At 64.2% G+C, this 22805-nt stretch carries 23 protein-coding genes; 18 read left to right on the forward strand and 5 right to left on the reverse strand.

Features of this window, described 5'->3' with window-relative positions:
- The first annotated feature begins 32 nt into the window (after nt 1-32).
- From P9230_RS12755 to P9230_RS12775, 5 genes are all read left to right on the forward strand, one after another.
- Nucleotides 33-920 carry an ABC transporter permease gene (locus P9230_RS12755; RefSeq protein WP_095827059.1) on the forward strand — a complete coding sequence of 296 codons (888 nt, stop codon included), beginning with the start codon at nt 33-35 and terminating at the stop codon, nt 918-920.
- A complete protein-coding gene (locus P9230_RS12760) occupies nt 917-1738 on the forward strand; it encodes an ABC transporter permease (RefSeq protein WP_278112437.1) in 822 nt (273 codons plus the stop codon). The genes P9230_RS12755 and P9230_RS12760 overlap by 4 nt, the downstream gene beginning before the upstream one ends.
- Nucleotides 1739-1766: 28 nt before the next feature.
- On the forward strand, nt 1767-2837 hold the full coding sequence (locus P9230_RS12765) for an ABC transporter substrate-binding protein (protein WP_066988891.1): 1071 nt from the start codon (nt 1767-1769) through the stop codon (nt 2835-2837).
- Between the two features lie 205 nt (nt 2838-3042).
- Nucleotides 3043-3645 (forward strand): cupin domain-containing protein, encoded by a 603-nt coding sequence (locus P9230_RS12770; protein ID WP_066988889.1) that lies wholly within the window; start codon nt 3043-3045, stop codon nt 3643-3645.
- A complete protein-coding gene (locus P9230_RS12775; RefSeq protein WP_067327789.1) occupies nt 3635-4720 on the forward strand; it encodes an ABC transporter ATP-binding protein in 1086 nt (361 codons plus the stop codon). The genes P9230_RS12770 and P9230_RS12775 overlap by 11 nt, the downstream gene beginning before the upstream one ends.
- 9 nt (nt 4721-4729) lie before the next feature.
- Here P9230_RS12775 and P9230_RS12780 read toward each other — a convergent pair whose 3' ends face one another.
- Nucleotides 4730-5431 (reverse strand): GntR family transcriptional regulator, encoded by a 702-nt coding sequence (locus P9230_RS12780; protein ID WP_066988885.1) that lies wholly within the window; start codon nt 5429-5431, stop codon nt 4730-4732.
- A gap of 226 nt (nt 5432-5657) precedes the next feature.
- On the opposite strand from P9230_RS12780, the gene P9230_RS12785 reads away from it, so the two are divergent.
- The 9 genes from P9230_RS12785 (at nt 5658) to P9230_RS12825 (ending at nt 14735) form a co-directional block, all read left to right on the forward strand.
- A complete protein-coding gene (locus tag P9230_RS12785) occupies nt 5658-6698 on the forward strand; it encodes an ABC transporter substrate-binding protein (protein ID WP_067327790.1) in 1041 nt (346 codons plus the stop codon).
- A gap of 76 nt (nt 6699-6774) precedes the next feature.
- Entirely contained in the window at nt 6775-7857 is a 1083-nt protein-coding gene (locus P9230_RS12790) for an ABC transporter ATP-binding protein (RefSeq protein WP_278119308.1), read from the forward strand.
- Nucleotides 7854-8777: an ABC transporter permease gene (locus P9230_RS12795; RefSeq protein ID WP_278057166.1), complete on the forward strand. Its 924-nt coding sequence runs from the start codon at nt 7854-7856 to the stop codon at nt 8775-8777. The genes P9230_RS12790 and P9230_RS12795 overlap by 4 nt, the downstream gene beginning before the upstream one ends.
- Nucleotides 8774-9574 (forward strand): ABC transporter permease, encoded by an 801-nt coding sequence (locus P9230_RS12800; protein ID WP_278119311.1) that lies wholly within the window; start codon nt 8774-8776, stop codon nt 9572-9574. The genes P9230_RS12795 and P9230_RS12800 overlap by 4 nt, the downstream gene beginning before the upstream one ends.
- A 24-nt stretch (nt 9575-9598) precedes the next feature.
- Entirely contained in the window at nt 9599-11185 is a 1587-nt protein-coding gene (gene ggt, locus P9230_RS12805; protein WP_278119313.1) for a gamma-glutamyltransferase, read from the forward strand.
- A 50-nt stretch (nt 11186-11235) separates the two neighbouring features.
- Entirely contained in the window at nt 11236-12765 is a 1530-nt protein-coding gene (locus P9230_RS12810) for an acyl--CoA ligase (RefSeq protein ID WP_278119315.1), read from the forward strand.
- Entirely contained in the window at nt 12765-13742 is a 978-nt protein-coding gene (locus P9230_RS12815) for a 2-dehydropantoate 2-reductase (RefSeq protein WP_095823841.1), read from the forward strand. Before P9230_RS12810 ends, P9230_RS12815 begins: the two co-directional genes overlap by 1 nt.
- 107 nt (nt 13743-13849) lie before the next feature.
- Nucleotides 13850-14203, forward strand: coding sequence for a nuclear transport factor 2 family protein (locus P9230_RS12820; RefSeq protein ID WP_066988871.1), 354 nt, complete (start codon nt 13850-13852; stop codon nt 14201-14203).
- A gap of 184 nt (nt 14204-14387) precedes the next feature.
- The gene (locus P9230_RS12825; RefSeq protein WP_082954003.1) at nt 14388-14735 is read left to right on the forward strand and encodes an ArsC family reductase; all 348 of its coding nucleotides are present in this window, start codon (nt 14388-14390) and stop codon (nt 14733-14735) included.
- A 197-nt stretch (nt 14736-14932) separates the two neighbouring features.
- Here the strand turns inward: P9230_RS12825 and P9230_RS12830 are convergent, their stop codons facing one another.
- From P9230_RS12830 to P9230_RS12840, 3 genes are all read right to left on the reverse strand, one after another.
- On the reverse strand, nt 14933-15280 hold the full coding sequence (locus tag P9230_RS12830; protein ID WP_067327797.1) for a DUF488 domain-containing protein: 348 nt from the start codon (nt 15278-15280) through the stop codon (nt 14933-14935).
- Between the two features lie 22 nt (nt 15281-15302).
- The gene (locus P9230_RS12835) at nt 15303-16559 is read right to left on the reverse strand and encodes an aminopeptidase (RefSeq protein WP_127403326.1); all 1257 of its coding nucleotides are present in this window, start codon (nt 16557-16559) and stop codon (nt 15303-15305) included.
- Between the two features lie 140 nt (nt 16560-16699).
- Complete coding sequence (locus tag P9230_RS12840; protein WP_095823837.1) at nt 16700-17614, reverse strand: LysR substrate-binding domain-containing protein; 915 nt, start codon at nt 17612-17614, stop codon at nt 16700-16702.
- Between the two features lie 95 nt (nt 17615-17709).
- Here P9230_RS12840 and P9230_RS12845 point away from each other — a divergent pair, with 95 nt between their 5' ends.
- From P9230_RS12845 to sbmA, 3 genes are all read left to right on the forward strand, one after another.
- The gene (locus P9230_RS12845) at nt 17710-17907 is read left to right on the forward strand and encodes a hypothetical protein (RefSeq protein WP_095800927.1); all 198 of its coding nucleotides are present in this window, start codon (nt 17710-17712) and stop codon (nt 17905-17907) included.
- A 72-nt stretch (nt 17908-17979) separates the two neighbouring features.
- On the forward strand, nt 17980-19140 hold the full coding sequence (locus P9230_RS12850; RefSeq protein ID WP_278119318.1) for a YbfB/YjiJ family MFS transporter: 1161 nt from the start codon (nt 17980-17982) through the stop codon (nt 19138-19140).
- Between the two features lie 122 nt (nt 19141-19262).
- A complete protein-coding gene (sbmA, locus tag P9230_RS12855) occupies nt 19263-20522 on the forward strand; it encodes a peptide antibiotic transporter SbmA (protein WP_066999060.1) in 1260 nt (419 codons plus the stop codon).
- Nucleotides 20523-20905: 383 nt separating this feature from the next.
- On the opposite strand, the gene P9230_RS12860 is transcribed toward sbmA, so the two are convergent.
- The gene (locus P9230_RS12860; RefSeq protein WP_245495619.1) at nt 20906-21397 is read right to left on the reverse strand and encodes a DUF995 domain-containing protein; all 492 of its coding nucleotides are present in this window, start codon (nt 21395-21397) and stop codon (nt 20906-20908) included.
- A gap of 489 nt (nt 21398-21886) precedes the next feature.
- Between P9230_RS12860 and P9230_RS12865 the strand changes: the two genes are divergently transcribed.
- Nucleotides 21887-22804 (forward strand): lysylphosphatidylglycerol synthase domain-containing protein, encoded by a 918-nt coding sequence (locus P9230_RS12865; RefSeq protein ID WP_278119321.1) that lies wholly within the window; start codon nt 21887-21889, stop codon nt 22802-22804.
- The last annotated feature ends 1 nt before the right edge of the window (nt 22805 follow it).

Genomic DNA, 22805 nt, shown 5'->3' on the forward strand with positions numbered 1-22805 from the left:
CTGATTTCAAAAATCCGATGGGCAGCTAGCAGATGTCCACCATCGTTGCAGCGCGACCATCGCCGGAAACCCGCATCTCGCCGGTTTTCCGCTTTGCCATGCTGTTGCCCGGCGGGGTGGTCACCTTCTTCCTCATCCTCTTTGCCCTCGGCCTTGTGCTCTTCCTTGCCTTCAGGAGCAATGACGGCTCGCTGCTCGGCGCCGGCCTGACGGCGGCAAACTTCGTAACTGTGGCCACCGATCCGCTCTACTGGACGGTGACGCTGCGCTCGCTGGTCATCGCCGGCCTGGTGACGCTCGCCACCGTCGCTACTGCATATCCGGTCGCCTACTACCTCGCCTTCCATGCCGGCCGCCGGCGCAACCTGCTGCTCTTCCTGGTCACGCTGCCGTTCTGGACCAGCTACCTTTTGCGCGTCTTTGCCTGGAAGATCGTGCTTGCCTATAACGGCGTCCTGAACTCGGCTTTCATCGAAAGCGGCCTCTGGTCGGAGCCGACGCTCGCCTTCCTCAACACGCCGGCCGCGGTGGTGGTGACGCTTGCGCACGCCTACGCGCCTTTCGCCATCCTGCCCATCTACGTGGCGCTGGATACCATCCCGAAATCGCTGCTCGAAGCCGCCTCCGATCTCGGCGCGCGCCCGTTCACATCGTTCCGCCGCGTCGTGCTGCCCAATTCGATGCCGGGCGTGCTGGCGGCGGCTCTCGTTGTCTTCGTGCCGACCGTCGGCGACTATGTCACGCCGGCTATGGTCGGCGGCCCGGCCAGCACCATGATCGGCACGCTGATCCAGTCGCAATTCGGCAAGGCCAATGACTGGCCGTTCGGCGCGGCCCTGTCGGTCTGCGTCATGCTGGTCATCCTGTGCGTGGTCCTGGTCGCGCGCGGCGCCGACCGCCGGTTTGGCAGCCGCACATGAGCGCGGCGCGCAAAGAGGCAAATGCGGGCGGTCGCTGGCTCGGCCTCTATGTGCTTGCCTATCTCGTCTTCCTCTATCTGCCTATCCTTTTGATCCCGCTGTTTTCCTTCAACGATTCCATCCAGGCGGCGTTTCCGCTGCAGGGCTTCACGCTCGGTTGGTACGAGACCCTCTACGGCAATCCGGTGCTGTCCGGCGCTTTGGCCAACAGTCTCGTCATCGGTGTCGTTGCTGCCTCGGGGGCAACGCTTTGCGGCATCACCGTTTCCTATATGGACCTTTACGGCCGCTCGCCGCTCGCGGCTACGATCAGTGCCATAGCCCGGCTGCCGATCCTGATCCCCGGCGTCATCGTCGGCATCTCGCTCTTGATCCTGGTCAATCTCATTGGCCTCGGCCCGTCGCGCGTTGCAATCGTGCTCGGCCATATCCTGGTGGCGCTGCCGACGACGGTGGTGGTGATGCGCAGTCGATTCGCCGCGATCCCAAAGACCATTCGCGAGGCGGCGCTCGACCTTGGGGCGTCGGACTGGACAACGTTCCGGCGCGTCATGCTTCCGCTCAGCCTGCCGGCGGTGCTGTCGGCCTTCATGCTCGCCTTCCTGACCTCCTTCGACGAGTTCATCGTCGTCTTCTTCCTCGCCGGCACCGAGCCGACGCTGCCGCTCTACATTTGGAGCCAACTGCGCTTCCCGCGTTCGCTGCCGACGGTGATGGCGCTCGGAACGGTGATCCTGGCCGTGTCCTTCGTCATCGCCACCCTCGCCGAGATCCTGCGCCATCGCGGCCTCGGCGCCGCGCGCCGCAATCCAGCCTGAACCACAACAAAGAAAGAGGAGAACGAAAATGACAGTCCACCTGAAATCGATCACGGGATACAAGGCCCGCGCAGGCCTAGCCGCACTCGCCCTGGCGCTGTCGTCGACCGTCGCTTTGGCCGCCGACAAGCTGCAATATTTCACCTGGTCGGGCTACGAGCTGCCCGACTTCAACAAGAGCTTCCTCACCGCGCATCCGGATGGTGTCGAGGCCACGATCTTCGGCGATGACGACGATGCCTTCACCAAGGTCAAGGCCGGCTTCCGGCCCGACATCGCCCATCCCTGCTACGACAAGGTGGCGCGCTGGAACAAGGAAGGCCTGCTGCAGCCGATCGACACCAAGCGCATCAAGAATTGGGATTCGATCTTCCCGGTGTTCAAGAACCTGCCCGACTTGCAGGCAGGCGACGGCAAGGTCTGGATGGTGCCGTGGGACTGGGGCAACACCTCGATCCTCTACCGGACCGATCTGGTGAAGAACCCCGAGGCGAGCTGGAACCTTTTGTGGGACAAGCAATATGCCGGCCGCATGGCGACCATCGACGCCGTGCACGACACGCCGATCGTCGCGGCACTTCTGGCTGGCGTGAACCCCTTCGACATGACGCCGGAGCAGATGGAAAAAGTCGCGGCGAAACTGCGCGAGCAGCGGCCACTGCTGTCGAGCTACACCACCGACATGACCTCGGTCGAGCAGGCGCTGGCCAGCGGCCAGTTGGTCGCCGCCATGACCTGGAACGCGTCGGCCACGTCGCTCAAGAAGCAGGGCGTGCCGGTCGAGTTCATGAAGCCGAAGGAAGGCATGCTCACCTGGGCCTGCGGCTTCGTCATGCTGAAGGACGCCAAGAACGTCGATCTCGCCTATGACTTCATCAACAGCCGGCTCGACGCCGATTCGGGCAAGTACCTCATCCAGTCCTACGGCTATGGCAGCTCGCTTTCGACCGCCTTCGCCGGCGTGTCGAAAGACGAGCTGGACAAGCTGCAGCTGCCGGCGGATCCCGACGTGATGCTGAAGAGCACGATCTTCACCGGACCGATGAAGCAGAACGACGACGTCGCCAAGATGTTCGAGAAGGTGAAAGCCGGCGGCTGAGCGCACTTGCCTTCTCCCCCTGTGGGAGAAGGTGGATCGGCGCGCAGCGCCGAGACGGATCAGGGGTGATCCAGGGAACGCCGACGTCTCACTTCGCTGGAGCACCCCTCATCCGTCGCCTTCGGCGACACCTTCTCCCACAAGGGGGGAAGGGGGGCCTGGCGGCGCTGCGCCGCACCGGTGGAAAGACAACAAGGACTATTTGATGGACATTGTTGACGAAGCAAAACCGAAGGACGATGCCGACGTGCGTGTCGGCCGGCGCGTGCGGGCGCTGAGGCTCGAGCGCAAGCTGTCGCTGGCCGAGCTCGCCGCCAAGGCCGGCATATCGATCGGCGCGCTCAGCCAGATCGAGCGCGGCATGTCCTCCCTGCGCGTCAAGGTGATCTGGCCGCTGGCCGCCGCCCTCGACATCGAGCCCTCGGCCCTGATCGCCGACGGCGATGAAGCGGTCAACGACCTCTATTGCGTGCGCGCCGACAAGCGGCGCGCAATCCCGGTCAAGTCCGAGGGCATCGCCAAGGCGCTGCTCTCGCCGCCCGCCGCCACACTCACCGGAATGCTGGTGACGGTCGAGGCCGGCGGCGGCACCGCCGAAGCTTATGCCCATGCCGGCCACGAATTCGGCTTCGTGATGACGGGCGAGGTCGAGCTGGTGGTTGACGCCACGGCCTATGTGCTGAAGGCCGGCGACAGCTTTGGCTTCAAGAGCACGCTGCTGCATGCCTTCCGCAATCCGGGCGCCGAGCGCTGCCAGATTCTGTGGGTCAACACGACAAAACCCTCCGAGGTGCGCGATGGCGCCTGACGCGCTCGTTCGTCTAGAGAACGTCTCGAAGGTCTTCCCGGGCGGCGTGGTCGGGCTCGATGCGGTCGATCTCGACATTGCGGCGGGCGAGTTCCTGACCCTGCTCGGCCCCTCAGGCTGCGGCAAGACGACGAGCCTGCGCGTCATCGCCGGCTTCGAGAGCCCGACCAGCGGCAACGTGCTGCTCGAAGGCGGTGACATCACCGGTCTGAGGCCCTTCGACCGTCCGGTCAACACCGTCTTTCAGGACTATGCGCTGTTCCCGCATATGGACGTCGCGGCGAATGTCGGCTTCGGCCTCTCGCTGCGCAAACTGTCCGGCACCGAGCAGGCCAAGCGCGTCGGTCAGGCGCTTGACATGGTCGGCCTAGCCGACAAGCTGCGCGCCCGCATCTCCGAACTGTCGGGCGGTCAGCGCCAGCGCGTCGCGCTTGCCCGCGCCATCGTCTGCGAGCCGCGTGTGCTCTTGCTCGACGAGCCGCTGTCGGCGCTCGACGCGCATCTGCGTGAGCAGATGCAGGTCGAGCTCAAGCGACTGCAGTCCCGGCTCGGCACCACCTTCGTCATGGTCACGCACGACCAGACCGAGGCGCTGTCGATTTCCGACCGCATCGTCGTCATGAACAAAGGCCGCATCGAGCAGATCGCGCCGCCCGCGACGCTTTACGACCGTCCGGCGACGCGGTTCGTCGCCTCCTTCATCGGCACCATGAATCTTCTGCAGTCACGCTTTGTCGGGCGCGACGGCGAGCGGCTGCGCTTTACCGCCGGCGAGCTGCCGCTGGTGGCCATACCGGAGACCGGCGAGATACCGGCTGTTGGCGACGCACGCACCATCGGCGTTCGTCCGGAGGATCTTGTGGCGGCCACCGAGGCCGCCGAAGGCACCGCGCCGGCGCGGGTGAGTGGCATCGTCTTCCACGGTCGCACGTTGCGCCTTCACGCCGAACTGGGGCAGGGGACTGCAATTGTCATCGATGCTCCACGCCGCGCCGACGGTTTTCGATTCAGCATCGGCGACGTAGCGCACGTCAGCCTGCGGCGTGGCGCCAACTGCCCTGTGCTCTCAAACTGATCGCCGGCCTCACGAAGCCTTGGCGAAAAAGCCCTGATAATCGGACTTGGCCTGCAGCAGGCGCAGGATGTTCTCGCGCGAGCCGCGCACATGCGCGCGAGCGCGCTCGCCGGCCAAAGCGACATCACCGGCGCAGATCGCGTCGACGATGCCCGTATGCTCCTCGCGGGTGAGCTTCCACTCGTCCAGCCACAGAAGCTCGGTCCACACATATTGCTGGCATTTGTCGAGGATGCCGCAAAGCATGCCGTGCAGCATCTCGTTGCCGCTGATCTCGGCGATCACCCGGTGCAGATCGATGCCGACCTGCAGCTCCTCAAATTTCTCTCGTGTGCTGCGGTCGGGGATTGCCGCCAGCCGTTCGCATTCGGCGAGCATGTCGCGCAGCCGCGCCTTGTCGGCGGCGGTCGCGTTCGCCGCCGCCAGCTCGGTCGCGCGCCCGTCGAGCAGCTCGCGAATGTCGAAGGCCTCGCGGAACATGGTCAGGTTGAACTCGGCAACGATATAGCCCTGGCGCGGACGTCCGATCACCAGGCCGTCGCGCTCGAGACGGTTGAAGGCTTCGCGCACCGGCGTGCGGCTCACCTTCAGGCGCTCGGCGATCTCGTTCTCGGTCACGCGGCCGCCTGGCGGGATCTGGCCGGTGATGATCAACGCCTTCAGCTTCTCGAACACCGAATCGCGCAGCGTGTTCTTTCTCTCCTTGCTCAAGCGTCCCGCCTCCAACGGTCAGTCACGGATTCGCAGTCTAGTGCCTTTTGGCTCCTGCTTGAAACAGGGCCGTGTCAAACGCTCCCGACCCGAAGCCTCAACTCATCGCCGCCCAAAATACGCTCGGCACATGTTGACATCGGCTTCCGGAGAATTACACTCAAAATTGTATACAAATTCGCATACCAAATCAACGATAATGGGAACACCGGTTGGAGAAGCGAAAATGACGAAGAGACTTTGCATTCACGGTCTGGCCGTAGCCGGCCTGCTGGCCTCGGCCGCCGTTCCGGCCTCGGCCGCCGACACCATCACCGTCGCCTCATGGGGCGGCACCTATCAGGAGGCACAGACCAAGGCCTTCTTCGATCCGACGGCCAAGGAGCTCGGCATCACCATCAAGCAGGACACCACCAACGGCCTCGACGACGTGCGCCTGCAGGTCACCGGCAATGCGGTGAAATGGGACATCACCGAGCTTGGCGCCGACGAATGCGCGCGCGGTTCCAAGGAGGGCCTGTTCGAAAAGCTCGACTACAACGTCATCGACAAGAGCGGCATCAACCCGAAGCTCGTCCATGACGACTGGGTTGGCATCTCTTACACGTCCGTCGTGCTGATCTACCGAACCGATGTTTTCGGCGACAAGGGACCGAAGACCTGGGCCGATTTCTGGGACGTGGAAAAATTCCCGGGCCGGCGGGCGCTCTCCGGCAGCCAGGCGACGGAGACACTGAGCGTCGCGGCGCTCGCCAAAGGCACTCCGATCGACAAGGTCTATCCGGTCGACATCGACGGCGCGCTGCAATCCGTCGACAAGGTCAAGGGTCACATCGACGCCTGGTGGACCTCGGGCGCGCAGGCCATGCAGCTCGTCAAGGACGGCGAGGTCGACATGGCGAGCATCTGGAACGGACGCGCCGGCACCCTGAGGAAGGAAGGCGCACCTGTCAGCTTCTCCTTCGACCAGGGTGTGCTCACCGCCGACTGCATGGTCATCCCGAAGGGCTCGAAGAACAAGGACCTCGCGATGAAAGCGCTGGCCAAGTTCGTCAGCCCCGACCTCCAGGCCAATCTGCCGCTCTATGTCGACAACGGCCCAGCCAACGAGAAGGCCTTCGAGACCGGCAAGATCCCGCAGGAGCGCATCAAGGACATCAACTCCGCGCCCGACAACGTCAAGAAGCAGGTGCTTCAGGATCCCGAGTTCTGGCGCGACAACCTCGTCGAGGCGACGGAGAAGTTCAACAACCTGATCCAGCAATAACGACTGCGCGGCGGAGCGGCGCGACGAGGCGCTGCTCCGCCGCGCTATCAATGATCCGGAGTTGAAGGAGATGCTCTTGTCTCTTGCGCCGACAGCGCTTCCCATCGGCATCCACGGTATCGAGAAGCGCTTCGGCGCGCTCTCCATCCTGAGCGATCTCAGCCTCGATGTCGCGGCCGGTGAATTCCTGACGCTGCTCGGTCCGTCGGGGTCGGGAAAGACCACGCTGCTGATGATCCTGGCCGGCTTTGTGCGGGCCAATGCCGGCTCGATCAAGGTCGGCGGCGAGGAGATCATCACCATGCCGCCACACAAGCGCAACATCGGCATGGTGTTCCAGAACTATGCGCTGTTCCCGCATATGAACGTCTTCCACAACATCGCCTTTCCGCTGAAGCAGCGGCGCGTATCGGCGGCGGAAACGGCCGAGCGTGTCGAGCGGGTGCTGGACCTGGTGCAGCTGAAAGGTCTCGGCGAGCGCCGCGTCGACCAGCTTTCGGGCGGCCAGCGCCAGCGCGTGGCTTTGGCCCGCGCCATCGTCTTCGAGCCGCGCATCGTGCTGATGGACGAGCCGCTGTCGGCGCTCGACAAAGGCTTACGCGAGCACATGCAGATCGAATTGCGCAACCTGCATCGGCGGCTCGGCATGACAACGGTCTACGTCACGCATGACCAGCGCGAGGCGATCACCATGTCCGATCGCATCGCGGTCATGAATGCCGGACGCATCGAGCAGATCGACCAGCCCGAGGTGCTCTACGCCCGGCCTAAGACGAAGTTCGTCGCCGGCTTCATCGGCGAATCCAATTTCATCCCGGTCGAATGCCGCAACGGCAGCGTCTGGTATGAGGATCGGAAGCTGCGCATGAATGACCCGGCGCCGTCCGCCGGTCGGCACTTTATGGTGGTGCGGCCGGAGAAATTGCGGCTGCTCGCCGACGCGGATCAGGCACGTCCCGTCAACGCGCTGCCGGCAACGGTCGGCGATGTCATCTATCAGGGCGACAGCTTCATCTGCTATGCGACGCTTCGCGACGGCCGCCAGGTGACGCTGCGCGACTATTGTCGCAGCGACGTGCTGGCGAAGCTGCCGGCGCCGGGCGAGCCGATCGCGCTCGGCATCGATGCCCAGGACGTCGTGCTGGTGTCGGATCAATGAGCGTCGGGTCCGCCAGTCTTGGTCACGCCGTCGGGCAGGGCGGGGAACTCAACGCCTGGGCATTGCGCTCGGATGCCAGGCGCCAGGCGCTGGGGCTTCTGGCGCTGCTGTCGCCCGGGCTGTTCCTGGTATTCGCCGTCATCATCGTACCGATCGGCTGGCTGTTCTGGTTGTCCTTGTTCGACGAGAGCGGCCAGCTCAGCCTCGCCAATTACGCGCGCTTCTTCGAGCAGGCGTCCTACATCAAGACTTTCGCGACCACCTTCAAGGTTGCCTTTGTTGTCACTGGCGCCTGCGTGCTGTTCGGCTACCCGCTGGCCTATATGCTGTCGCAACTGCCGCGCCGCGCCGCCTCGATCTGCCTGATCTTCGTCATCCTGCCGTTCTGGACCTCGGTGCTGGTGCGCACCTATGCCTGGCTGGTCATCCTGCAGCGCAAGGGGCTGATCAACAATTGGCTGATCGATCTCGGCGTGATCGCCCAGCCGCTGCCGCTCGCCAACAATTTCGCCGGCGTCGTCATCGGCATGACCCACATCATGCTGCCCTTCCTGGTGCTACCGCTCTATGCTTCGATGAAGACCATCGATGTCGACTGCCTGCGCGCCGGCATGAATCTCGGCGCCAGCCCCGCCGCCACCTTCCGGCAGATCTTTTTCCCGCTGTCGCTGCCGGGCCTCGCCTCCGGCGTGGTCATCGTCTTCGTGCTTTGCCTCGGCTTTTTCGTCACGCCGGCGCTGATGGGCGGCGGCAAGGTCATCATGTGGGCGATGCGCATGGAGCAGGCGACCAGCCTCTACTCGAACTGGGGCGCGGGTGCTGCGCTCGGCGTCGTGCTGCTTGCCGTCACGCTGGCGCTGCTCGGTTTCTTCCAGTGGCTGCTCGGCGCGCGCGCCACCGGCGTTTGGAGCCAGCGATGAGCGCCGAAAGCAGCCTGCCTATAACGCATTGGCAACGCCTCTGGCTCTATCTGCTGGGCGGCCTCGTCATCCTGTTTTTGATCGCGCCCTCGGTGATTATTGTCATCATGTCCTTCTCCGGCTCGACGCTGCTGCAGTTCCCGCCCGAGCAATGGTCGCTGCGCTGGTATGAGAGCTATTTCGGTTCCGTCGAATGGCGCGACGCCACCATCGTCTCGGTGAAGGTGGCGGTGATGACCGCGATCGTGGCGACGCCGCTCGGCACCGCAGCTGCCTATGCCATCAACGCCGGCACGCTCAGGCTGACCGGCGCCATCAATGCGCTGCTCACGGCGTCGCTGATCATTCCGGTCATCCTGATCGGCATCGGCACTTTCTTTCTCTATGCCCGCATTGGCCTCAACAACACGCTGACCGGCCTCGTCATCGCCCACACCGTCCAGGCGTTGCCGCTGGTCGTGCTCACCGTCCTGTCGGGGCTGCGCTCTTACGACATGAACCAGGAGATGGTGGCGCGCAGCCTTGGCGCCGGCCGCTTCGCGGCCTTTTTCCAGGTGACCATGCCGCAGTTGCGCTTCTCGATCGTCTCGGGCGCGCTCTTTGCCTTCATCACCTCCTTCGACGAGGTGGTGGTGTCGCTCTTCATCTCGGGCGGTGAGACCACGACGCTGACGCGCCGCATGTTCAATGCATTGCGCGACCAGATCGATCCGACGATTGCCGCCATTTCGACTTGCCTGATCGTGCTATCGATCGTCTTGTTGTCCGCCGCCCAGCTTTTCGGCCGCGGACGTTGAGAATACAGGGATACCTCGAACAGAATGCGTGATTTCCAGTTTCCAGGCCGCTCGCCGGTCCGCGCCACCGAAGCCATGGCCGCGACCTCGCATCCGCTCGCCACACTTGCCGCCATCGACATGTTGCGGTCCGGCGGCAACGCCATGGATGCGGCTGTCTGCGCCGCGGCCGTGCAGGCGGTTGTCGAGCCGCAATCGACCGGTATCGGCGGCGACTGCTTCGTGCTCTACTGCCCGAAGGGAGAAGGCAATGTGATCGCCTTCAACGGCTCCGGCCGCGCGCCCCAGGCCGCCACGGTCGACTGGTATCTGGAGAGAGGCTTCAGCGAGCTGCCGAAGCAGGGTGCGCACGCGGTTACCATTCCCGGCGCCGTCGACGCCTGGTGTCGGCTGTTGGAAGACCAGGGCCGAAAGGGCATAGCCGAAGCGCTCGCTCCCGCCATACGCTATGCCGAAGAGGGCTATGTCGTGCACGACCGCGTCGCCTTCGACTGGGAGGATCCGGAAACCGACCTGTCGGCCGACGAAGTGGCGGCGCGCATTTTCCTGCCGGGCGGCAAGCCGCCAAAGCCCGGCGATGTGCATCGCCAGCCGGAACTGGCGGAAACGCTGCGCATCATCGCGAAACGCGGCCGCGCCGGTTTCTACGAAGGCGCCGTTGCGGAAGACATCGTCGGCCGGCTTCGCCAACTCGGCGGCCTTCATACGCTGGACGATTTCGCCGGGACGAAGGGCGACTACAAGACGCCGGTCAGCACCTCCTATCGCGGTCATTACATCCACCAGATGCCGCCGAACAATCAGGGCCTGACCGCGCTATTGATGCTGAACGTGCTCGCCGGCTTCGATCTCGGCGCGCTTGACCCGAATGGCGCCGAGCGCCTGCATATGGAGATCGAGGCCGGCCGGCTGGCCTATCGCGACCGCGACAACCTGCTCGCGGATCAGGATCACGTTGCGGTGCCGGTGAAGGAACTCCTCTCCATCGCCTATGCCGACCGGCTGCGCGCCGAGATCGACCGGGAACGCGCCATGACGCATTTGCCGCGCGTCGATTTGCCGGGCAGCGACACGGTCTACATCACCGTCGTCGACCGCGACCGGAACGCGGTGAGCTTCATCAACTCGACCTATTATTCCTTCGGCAGCGGCGTCGTCGGTCCGAAGACCGGCGTCGTGCTGCAGAACCGCGGCACTTCGTTCCGGCTCGATCCGAAGCATCCGAACGCAATAGCGCCGGGCAAGCGGCCGATGCACACGATCATGCCGGGCATGATGGTGAGGGACGGCCGTGCCGTGATGCCCTTCGGCGTCATGGGCGGCGGCTATCAGCCCTTCGGCCATGTCCATCTTTTGACCAACATGATCGACTTCGGCATGGATCCGCAGCAGGCCTTGGATACGCCGCGCGTCTTTTACAATCACGACGTCGTGGAAGCCGAGCGAAGCGTGCGTCCCGATACGATCGAAGGCCTGCGCCGCCGCGGCCATCGTGTTGTCGAGCCAGACCATCCGCTCGGCGGCGGGCAGGCGGTGCTCATCGATTGGGAAAAAGGCACGCTGACCGGCGCCTCCGATCCGCGCAAGGACGGCTTGGCGCTCGGATACTGAGCAGCCCTTTGCTGGACATCGGCCGATCGTTCGAAACATAGTCTGGAACCATGACAACAAGCGAAAAACCCTTTGATCTTGCTCATCGCCTCGCGCCCGGCGCCGAAGATGCGCCAGCCATCGCCGCGCCCGACCGGACAGTCCTCTCGCATGGGGGGCTGCGCCGTCTGATCCAAGAGACCGTGAGCCGGCTCAACACGCTCGGCATCGGCCGTGGCGACCGCGTTGCCATCGTGCTGCCGAACGGCCCGGAGATGGCAACGGCCTTCATCGCGGTCGCCGCAGCCGCGTCCACAGCGCCGCTCAATCCAGCCTACCGGGCCGACGAGCTCGATTTCTATCTGAGGGACATCGGCGTCAAGGCGATCCTTGTCGGCAAGGACGAGCAAGGACCCTCGGTCGAAGTTGCCGAACGCCTCGGCATTGCGGTGCTGCGGCTGGCGGTGCCTGAAGGCGCGCCGGCCGGCATCTTCACCATCGAGGGCGGCCCGGTCGGGCCGCCGGTTGCCTCCGGCTTGGCCGAAGACAGCGACACCGCTCTCCTTCTGCATACCTCCGGCACTACATCGCGGCCGAAGCTGGTGCCGCTCAGCCACGCCAACCTCGCCGCCTCGGCCGCGCATATCGGCGCCACGCTGGGCCTGGGCTCGGCCGACCGCTGCCTCAACATCATGCCGCTGTTTCACATCCACGGGCTGATCGCGGCGGTGCTGTCCTCGCTCGCCGCCGGCGCCAGCGTCTTCTGCACGCCGGGCTTCAACGCGCTGCGCTTTTTCCAATGGCTCTCCGAAGCGAAGCCAACCTGGTATACGGCGGTGCCGACGATGCACCAGGCGATCCTGCCGCGCGCCGCGCGCAATCCCGGGCAACTGGCCGAAGCGAAGCTGCGTTTCATCCGCTCGTCGTCGGCCTCACTCCCGGCGCAGGTCATGGCAGAGCTGGAGGCGACTTTCGGCTGTCCGGTGATCGAGGCCTACGGCATGACCGAGGCTGCGCACCAGATGGCGTCCAACCGGCTGCCACCCGGACTGCGCAAGCCGGGCAGCGTCGGCGCCTCGGCCGGACCGGAAGTGGCCGTCATGGGGCCGGATGGAAGGCTGCTCGAGCCCGGCGAGATCGGCGAGATCGTCATTCGCGGCCCGAACGTCACCGCCGGCTACGAGAAGAATCCGGACGCCAACGCCAGCGCCTTCGCGCATGGCTGGTTCCACACCGGCGACCAGGGCGTGCTGGACGAGGACAATTATCTGCGCGTTACCGGCCGGCTGAAGGAGATCATCAATCGCGGCGGCGAAAAGATCTCTCCGCTCGAGGTCGATGGCGTGCTGATGGATCATCCGGCGGTGGCGCAGGTCGTCACCTTCGCCATGCCGCATGACAAGCTCGGCGAGGAAGTGGCTGCCGCTGTCGTGCTGCGGGAAGGCCAGAGCGCCAGCGAGGCCGACATTCGCGGCTTTGCCGCGACTCGGCTCGCCGATTTCAAGGTGCCGCGCAAGGTGGTGATCCTGGACGAGATCCCGAAGGGCGCCACCGGCAAATTGCAGCGCATAGGCCTCGCGGCAAAACTCGGTTTGAGCTGATGCGCATTACAGTCTTCGGCGCCGGCGCCATCGGCGGCTATCTCGCCGCCAAGCTGGCGATTGCCGGCCGCGTCGATCTGTCGATCGTCGCGCGCGGCGCGCATCTCGAAGCGATCCAGGCCGATGGCCTACGCCTGATCGAGGACGGCAAGGAGACGATCGCCCGGGTGAGAGCAGCGGCCACGGCCGAAGAACTCGGTATTCAGGATTACGTGGTGCTGGCGCTGAAAGCGCATTCTCTGGCGCCGGCGCTGGGCGAGATTGCACCGCTGCTGGGCGAGGGGACAGCCGTCGTCACCATGCAGAACGGCGTGCCCTGGTGGTACTTCTACAAGGCCGGCGGCGCGCTCGAAGGCACGCGGCTTGATGCGGTCGATTCCGGCGGAAAGATCTGGGAGACCATCGGGCCTGAGCGCATCATCGGCTCCGTCGTCTATCCGGCCGTCGAGGTCGATGCGCCCGGGCGGATCCGCCATGTCGAGGGCACGCGCTTTTCGCTCGGCGAGCCTTCGGGCGAAAAGAGCGAGCGGGCGAGTGTGCTGGCGCGCGAGATGGTCAAGGCCGGGCTGCAGGCGCCGGTCCGCGAGGACATACGTTCGGAAATCTGGGTGAAGCTTTGGGGCAATCTTTCGTTCAACCCGATCTCGGCGCTGACCGGCAGCACGCTTGCGGCGATCGTCGCCGATGAAGGCACGCGGGCCGTCGCCCGCGCCATGATGCTGGAGGCGCAGGCGATTGGCGAGCGCCTCGGCGTGCGCTTCCTGATCCCCGTCGACCGGCGCATCAAGGGGGCCGGCGACGTCGGCGGGCACAAGACCTCGATGTTGCAGGACCTCGAACGCGGCCGCCCGATGGAGGTCGACGCGCTGGTAACGGCAGTGCAGGAGCTTGGCCGCCTGACCGGCCAGCCGACGCCCGCCATCGACACCGTGCTGGCGCTGGTGCGCCGGCTGGCGATCCAGCGCGGCTGCTGTTAGCAGACCGGCATTCGATCCTGACACGATTTGTCAGCTACCGACGCTTCGGCGATGGCAGGTCACGAGGGAGCTCCCTATCTCGGGTCTGTCCAAACCGGGAGGAAATCATGACCACTGCCGAAGTCGCCAAGCATTTCACCGAACTCCTCAAGCAGGGCGACAACCGCGGCGCTGCCGCGAAATACAATGCCGATAACATCGTCAGCTACGAGGCGATGGAAGGGCCCATGGCCGTTTGCAGCGGCAGGGACGCCGTAAAGCAGAAGGGCGAATGGTGGGAAGCGAACCATGAGGTTCACGGCGGCTCGATCGAGGGCCCCTACGTCAATGGCGACCAGTTCGCCTTGCGCTTCACCTTTGACGTGACGCCCAAATCTACCGGCGAACGCGTCAAAATGGATGAGGTTGGCCTCTATACGGTCAAGAACGGCAAGATCAGCGAAGAGCGCTTCTACTATTGAAGCCGATCGGCGTCTGGCATTCCGAATCTTCGTTGCAGGATCTGAAAATCAGACATGGCGGCCAAGATGATATTCCGGCCGCCATGGAGAGCGCCAAATCGTCTTCACGTAGTCACGCTGGCAAAGCGGGCAAGGCAAGCCTAGGATTCGGCCAGATTCGCAATCCATCCGCCCGAGGTCCGAATTGACGATCACCATGTACGGCATCACCACCTGCGACACGATCAAGAAGGCGCGCGTCTGGCTGGAGAGCCGCGACCTTCCCTACCGCTTCCATGACTATCGCGCCGAAGGGATCGAGGCGGAAAGGCTGAATGGCTGGGTCGATAAGGTCGGCTGGGAGAGACTGCTCAACAAGGGCAGCACGACTTTTCGCGAACTGCCGGAGAAGGATAAGGAAGCGCTCGACGAGAAGAAAGCGAAGAAGCTGATGCTCGCCAAGCCCACTATCATCAAGCGGCCCGTGCTGGAGGTGGGTGGCCGCATCTTGGTTGGTTTCAAGCCGGATGTTTATGAAGAGGCGGTGAAGTAGGATTCGGCAGGCGCGGCACACTATCCCTCGTCATCCTAGGGCGAGCAACGAGCGAAGCGACGCGCGCAGACCCTAGGATTCCATGCCGCGACGCTAAAGCGTTGTGGCGGTTTAAGAGTTCTGCTCCGTTGCGTCCTTCGGTGACAGTCACGGCATGGATCCTCGGGTCAAGCCCGAGGATGACGACGAGAGAGAGGTTACTCCCTCCGCAAATACCCCATCAACGCCACCGCATTGTTATGCGCCTCGTCATGCGCGCCGAAGAGCAGCGTCACCTTGCCGTGGCGCAGCAGTTCTCGCAGCTGCGCCACAGCCTCCTCGTTGCCGTCCAGCTCGGCGCAGTACCGCTTCTGGAACTCCGGCCATCGTTCGAGATCATGCCCGAACCATTTGCGCAGTTCGGTGCTCGGCGCGATCTTCTTCAGCCAAAGGTCCAGCGCGGCGTCCTTCTTGGAGACGCCGCGCGGCCAGACGCGGTCTACCAGCACACGCTGGCCATCGCTCCTCTCCGGCGCTTCGTAGACGCGCTTTACCGCCACGTCCAAGGCTGTCTCCGCGTCGGGTCTCTCAGGCCCACTCGCCCTTGCGCATCACCGGCACGCGGCTGCCGTCCTTGCCGACGCCGTCGATGTCGATCTTGTCCGAGCCGATCATCCAGTCGATGTGGATGAAACTCTTATTGCCGCCGCGCTCGGCAATCTCGTCCTGGCTGAGCGAGCCGCCGTTGACGAAGCACTTCGAATAGCACTGTCCGAGCGCGATGTGGCAGGCGGCGTTCTCGTCGAACAGCGTGTTGAAGAACAGCAGGCAGCTCTTCGAGATCGGCGAGGAATGCGGCACCAGCGCCACTTCGCCGAGCCGGCGCGCGCCCTCGTCGGTGTCCAGCACCTTCTTCAGAACGTCCTCGCCCTTCGAGGCCTTGGCCTCGACGATCCGACCGCCCTCGAAGCGCACCGAGATCTCGTCGATCAGCGTGCCCTGGTAGGAGAGCGGCTTGGTCGAGGAGACATGGCCTTCGACGCGCCTCGCATGCGGCGTGGTGAAGACTTCCTCGGTCGGGATGTTCGGATTGCAGGTGATGCCGTTCTTCGCCGTCGAAGCGCCGCCCATCCATTCATGACCTTCCGCCAGGCCGACGGTGAGGTCGGTGCCCGGTCCGGTGAAATGCAGCGCGTGGAAATTGTGCTCGTTCAGCCATTTCGTGCGCTCGGCCAAGGCCGCGTTGTGCGCCTTCCAGTTGCCGATCGGATCCTCGACATCGACGCGCGAGGCCGAGAAGATCGCGTCGGCGAGCCTCACCACCGCGACATCGTCGGGCTCGCCCGGGAACACTTGGCGAGCCCAGGCAACATCCGGATATGCGACGATGTTCCAGTTGATGTCGAAACCGGTGATCTTTTCGAGCGCCGGCTGGTACGCCATCGAATTCGCCTTGTTGGCCCGCGCCACCTTGGCCGGGTCCTGCGCCGACAGCAGAGACGGATCCTCGCCGCGCACCGCAAGCCGCGCCGCATTGTTGGCGAAGGCTTTCGCCATGCCTTCGTAAAGCCAGCCGGCGGCGCGGTCGAAGCCGGCGTCGGCGCCATAGCGGAAACGCGCCAGCGTGATCTCGTCGTCGTTGAAGATCGGCGTCACCAGCCCGGCGCCGGCCTTATAGGCATGCTCGACGATGCGCCGGGTCAGCGGCAGCGCCGCGATCGAGGACGTCAGCACCAGGTCCTGTCCCGGCTGCAGCTGCAGCCCGACCTTGACGGCGACTTCGGCCAGCCTGTCGAGCTTCACCGGGTCGATGGTTGCCGAGACGCCGCGCGAATGTGTGGTCATGATCCTGCCTGCCGTGATTGTGGGGTCTGATCCTTACATAGACCGCTGCGCCCGGCCTTTCCACCGCGATCGACTGGGCCTCCAGGCATGATCGCGAAAAGTGCATGGCGGCGTTCGGACAAGATCATGCTCAAACGAGCTCAGGCGGCGCTGTCGAGCGCCCGGAACTGCGCCTTGGTCGCTTCGATCTCCTCGCGGACCCAGGCCTTGAAGTCGCGCACCTTTCGGCTTTCGCTTTTGGTGGCCGAGGTCACCATCCAGTAGCCGAGCCCGCTTTCAGCTCGCACGCCGAAAGGGGCGACCAGCCGGCCATCGGCCAGCGCATCGGCGGTCAGCAATTGCCAGGCGAGCATCACGCCATGGCCGGCGATTGCAGATTCCAGGCAGAGCATCGGATCGGTGAAGCGCGCGCCTTTTTGGAAAGTGACCGGCTCGACGCCGGCCGCCTTGAACCAGCTATCCCAGCTGATCATTGCCCGCTCGTCGGTGATGGCGCAGGTCCGCGCCAGGTCCTCGATCGAGTTCAGCTTGGCCGCGATCGCTGGTACGCAGACCGGAAACACTTCCTGCGCCAAAAGCAGTTCCGCGTTTACTCCCGGCCAAGCGCCGTCGCCCATCCGAATCGCAATGTCGATATCGGAATGGTCGAGATCGGCGAGCCTGCCTGAAGCGTCTATGCGCAAGAGCACGTTGGGATGGCGGGCAAAATGCCGCGACAGCCTGGGCAACAGCCATTTCGAGGCGAAGGCGGGCGCCACCGACACCACCAGGGTGCATTCCGTTGCCTCGTCGGCCAACGCCACCGCTTGCGCAAGCTCGCGGAAGCCGGCGCTCAGCCGGGCCGTGAAAACGACGCCAAATTCCGTCGTCACGAGTCCGCCGGACGTCCGCTCGAACAGCGCCTGCCCCAGCTGTTTTTCCGTGCGCTTGATCTGCTGGCTGACGGCGCTGACCGAAACATTGAGTTCGGCAGCCGCCGCGGCAAGCGATCCAACGCGGGCAACGGTTTCGACGGCACGCAAGCCATTGAGGTGGACACGGTTCAGGATCGTCATCCAGTTTTTCTAAACTTGCTGGTCTCAAATCTCAATTGAAACGTGCCGAAGAAAAGGGGATTCTAGCGAGGCAAACCGGGCTTGGAGGCAGGTCGATGAAGATTTTCTCTTTGCTGAAGGGGCTTTCGGGCGCTGAGCCAAGACAGGCTTGGCAGGACGACGGCGAGATTGCCCGCTGGACGGTCGATCCTCTGTCGCATCCGGTGCTGGACTCCATGTCGGAGCGCGAGCTCGGCGATATGCCGTTCCGGCTCACGGCCGGCCGCACGGTGTACGAGACGGCTTGCCGCTGAAGGCGGGCCTAGCCGGCCTGGCCCAACGCAATCGCATTGTTTCGCACTTGCACACATTTATGCTGCGCTGCAATGAAAGCCGCTTCGCCATCTCCCTTGCGCCTTGCCCTCGCCGGCATGACGGCTCTCGCCGTCGCCATGGGCATCGGCCGCTTCGTCTACACGCCGATCCTGCCCGGCATGATGGAAGAGTTGCACCTGACGCCGGCAGACGCCGGCTGGATCGCTTCCGCCAACTATCTCGGCTATCTCATTGGCGCGCTCGCCGCGGCCGGCGGCTGGGCGCATGGCCGCGAGCGTCTGCTGATGTTCGCAAGCCTTGCCGCGAGCGCCGTGCTCGCGGCTCTGATGGGACTGAACGAGACGATGGCCGCTTTCCTCGCCATTCGTTTTCTCGCCGGCCTGGCCAGCGCCTTCGTCATGGTTTTCATGTCGTCGATCGTCTTCAGCCATCTTGCAAAGGCAGGCCGCGGCGATCTGCAAGCGCTGCATTTCGGCGGTGTCGGCCTGGGCATTGCGGCGTCCTCGGCGCTGCTGGCCATCCTCGTCACGGCCCATGCCGGCTGGCCCGCGGGCTGGCTATGGTCGGGAGCAATTTCCGCTGTCGGCCTGCTCCTCGTCGCGATCCTCGCGGGCTCCGCCACGCCCGCCAATGGCGTCGATGGGCCTGAACCGGCGTTGCCGAAGGATAGATCGCTGACGAAGATAATCCTTGCCTATGGGCTGTTCGGCTTGGGCTATGTGGTGACGGCCACTTTTCTGGTCGCCATCGTTCGCCAGGACGGCGGCGGACGTGTCTTCGAGGCCTCGGTCTGGATGATCGCCGGTCTTGCCGGCTTCCCCTCGACCTGGTTCTGGCAAAAGCTCGCCGGCAGGATCGGGCTTTATACGGCCTATGCCGTGAGCTGCCTGGTCGAAGTGGTCGGCGTCATCGCCAGCGTCGTCGTCAAAGGTTTCAGCGGGCCGCTTCTGGCTGCCATATTGCTCGGCGGCACGTTCATCGCCATCACCGCGTTCGGCCTGCAGGCAGCAAGGCAGCTTGCGCCGCAGGCGCCGCGCCGCATCTTCGCGGTGATGACCGCCGCCTTCGGCCTCGGCCAGATCATCGGTCCGATTGCCGCCGGCTTGCTCGCCCAGGCCTCGGGCAATTATGTGCTCGCCTCGATCATGGCGGCTGCCGCTCTGCTGGTCTCCGGCGTCGTTGCCTGGTCGGCTGCACCAAAATCGCCATGATTTGTGGTCTTGTTCGGTGCCGGGCGCCGGGCCGGGCATTTTCTTTCCCAGTAATGTGTGACCTTATGCCCGCCGAACAGCAACGCCGCTGATTTGCGGTCAGACCGAGGAAACCCGCCACAGTGTTCGTATCCTTCTTCCCGCAGCCGAAGCTTTTCTTCACCTCGGCCGCCCTCTGGAGCCTTGCGGCGATCCTGTTCTGGTTCTTCGGCGGCGAACAGCTGGGCGCCATCCTCGGCATGCCGCCGGCGGCTGCGGGTGCGCCGCCCATCATCGGCATCGCGGTTCTATGGTCGAAGCCGTTCTTGTGGTTCTACATGTACTTCGTGGCCTGTGTGGCGATCTTCTACGCGTTCTGGAGCTGGTATGCTCCGCATCCGTGGCAGAACTGGTCGATCCTGATGACCGCCGTCATTCTCTTCTTCATCTATTTCAACGTGCAGGTCAGCGTCGCCGTCAACAACTGGTACGGACCTTTCTTCGATTATGTCCAGGGGCTGATGTCCGGAACGACGCCATCGACTGACATCGAGTTCTACAGGGGGTTGGCCGACTTCTCCTGGCTGGCGCTGGTCGGCATGAACGTGCAGGTGGTCAACGCCTTTATCGTCAGCCACTGGATCTTCCGCTGGCGCACGGCGATGAACGACTACTTCATGGCGAACTGGGGCCGGCTGCGCCACATCGAGGGCGCTTCGCAGCGCATCCAGGAAGATACGATGCGCTTCTCGCAGATCATGGAGGACCTGGGCTCGAGCTTCGTCCAGTCGATCATGACCCTCATCGCCTTCCTGCCGGTGATGATCCAGCTGCAAGCGCACATCACCGAGTTGCCGATCCTGGGCGCGGTGCCGCAGCCCCTGGTCGTTGCCGCGCTGGGGTGGTGCATATTCGGCACGGCCTCGGTGATGCTCGCCGGCATCAAGCTGCCGGGCCTCCAGTTCCGCAACCAGCGCGTCGAGGCCGCCTATCGCAAGGAACTCGTCTACGGCGAAGACCATCCCGACCGGGCGCAGCCGGCGACGACGACGGAACTGTTCGACAATGTGCGCCGCAACTACTTCAGGCTCTATTTCCACTACATCTATTTCAACGTCGTCCGGTACACCTACCTGCAGGCCGACAACATCTTCTCGCTGCTGATCCTCGGGCCCTCGCTGGTTGCGCACAAGATCACCTTCGGTGCGCTGAACCAGATTTCGAACGCCTTCGGCAAGGTGACGAATTCGCTGCAGTTCCTGTTGAATTCCTGGTCGACCATCGTCGAGCTGCAGTCAGTGCACAAGCGCCTGCGCGCCTTCGAGGCAACGCTGGAAGGCGAGCCGCTGCCAGACATCGACCAGCGTTATCTCGCGCGGCAGAGCGCGGAGGATCCGGCGTGAACTCGGAACAATTGCGGAGCGCCTTTCCGTCCGGAATTGCGCCCAGGCAAGAGATTGGAAGTGGGGGGGGGCGCCGCCCCCCCCCCCCCCCGCCGCGCGGCATGAACGCCGCGGAAAAACGCCAGCCTGCACGGCTGGCAGTCGTCCCTGTGAGTACTGTGTCGGGGCGTGGGCTCGCTGAGCTGGGTTGACGGCTTGTCTCAGCGAGCCTCTTAGATTTGATACGCCGGGACAATTCCGAGCGGAAACTGCTAGAGCAATTCCAGGACGTGTGCAGCGGTTTTCCGTCCGGAAATTGCGTGAGCAAAGAGATAGAGCGGGTCGGCGTTTCCGTGAAACGGCCAGCCGCTCTAGGCATTTTTCTGGACGTGCGCCAGCAGCGACTAACTCTTGGGATCGACCAACTTGCGGGCCTTTTCGAAATCGACGCTCCTGGTATCGCCCGCCTGAATTTTCTTGAACTCGTCGGCCGAATTGTCCGAAGCGTGCCTGAAGCTGTACCACCGGCCATCCGGATCCCTCCGTTGCTGGACGGTCCCGTTCAGGACGCGATGGCTGAAACAGGTGCGGATGGGCTGTGCCGTATAGGCCGTGGACCGCCAGACGAGCTCCATGCACATCTTGCCATCATTGCTGAGATGCCATGTACCTTCGGCGAAGGACGTTGAACCAGGCTTGGACGTCCAGGCACGCATGCGCCTGTCCTGGGCGAAATAGGCGGCTCCGTCCTCCCAGTTCCAGGTGCGGTCGGCATAGAACAACTGCAACTCAAATGCCGTCGGCGTGGTGCCTGCTTGTGCCGCTGCCGGAGACCCAGCGCCGGCTGCGTGAGCAACGCCGGACAGCGCCACTCCACCGCAGAAGAGCAGAAGCATCAGGTCCGCGCGCCGCGCAGAACGACGGCACCTCACGCTCCGCGCTGGTCTGGACGGCAATATTTTTCGAACTGCAGGAATGATGAGCGATAACATTTCGACGACGCCTTTCGATCTGGCGTCACTACCCAGATTGGGTATTCGATCCCAATGCGCAGCTACCGCCCCCACGTGATATTAACTGCCGCTCGAGGAATGGTGTCAACCTTCCCGTCGCAGCGAGCCAGGATCGCCCGCGAACGGTGATTGCGGCCGCGCCAAAGCTTGTGGATGGGCAAGCCGCTGGTTTATAGGATCGGCCGCTTATGATGGAGCAGAAACGTTGAACGGGCCGGCGACCACGGAAGTGCTCGGAATCTTGGCGCCTCGCCAGGCCATTGGAAGCCGGCAAGGGAGCCGGCGGCCTGGAGCCGTCCCCGGCCGTGCGCCCGATTTCGAAATCGAAGCAATTACCCGGAATGCGGCGGTCGGCGCCATTCGGAGAACTGGTTGAAAAAAGCATTCTCGATAATCGTCACACTGGCGCTGCTGGCCTGGCTTGCGGCAGACTCGCGCTGGAAGATGATGGGCGACGCCTTCGCCAGCATCACGCCCGGCGCCTTCGCTGCGGTGACGCTGGCGCTGTTCGTCACTTATGTGCTGCGCGCGCTGCGGGTCTGCGACGAGTTCCGCGACGAGGTGAACGGCCGCTTCGGCGCCTGCCTGCGCGTCATCCTGATTCACAACGCCATGATCAACGTGGTGCCGTTCCGCGGCGGCGAGACCGCCTTCCCGCTGCTGTTGCGGCAGGTGTTCGGCATCTCGATCGTGCGCGCCGGTGCTTCGCTCCTGTGGTTCAGGCTGCAGGACGCCTTCGTCGTCGGCGTGCTCGCGTGCCTGGTGTGGCCCGGTCTTCAGCCGGCGCTCAGGGCCGCGGGAATAGCAGCGCTGATTGCCTCCGCCTGGTATCTGCCGCGCTGGGCGCGCGCGCCGCATGACTGGGCCGGGCGCGGCAGCATCGTGTCGAAGCTCGGCAAGCTGCGCGATATCTTCACCGAGGCCACGGGGCGCTCTCGCTACGGCTGGTGGTGGACGGTCGCCAACTGGACGCTGAAGCTTGCCGTGCAGGGATGGCTGCTCGCCATGCTGCTCGGCACCTCCTTCCAGACTGCCTTTCCCGGCGCCGTCGGCGCCGAGGCCGCCGCCATCCTGCCGGTGCAGGGTGTCGCCGGTTTCGGTACCTATGAGGCGGGCGCGGCAGCGGCGCTGCTTTATTCCGGCATCGCCATGAAGGACGGGCTGCAGGCGGCGCTGGCGCTGCATCTGTTCATCCTCTGCTCGGCCGTTGCCACCGGTGCGATCGCCTGGCTGTTTCCCTCGAAATCGACGCTGCCGGAGACGCCGGCTACGGGACCCGCAAGGAAATGAC

This window comes from Mesorhizobium sp. WSM4887 (genome assembly GCF_029625865.1).
Taxonomy (GTDB): domain Bacteria; phylum Pseudomonadota; class Alphaproteobacteria; order Rhizobiales; family Rhizobiaceae; genus Mesorhizobium.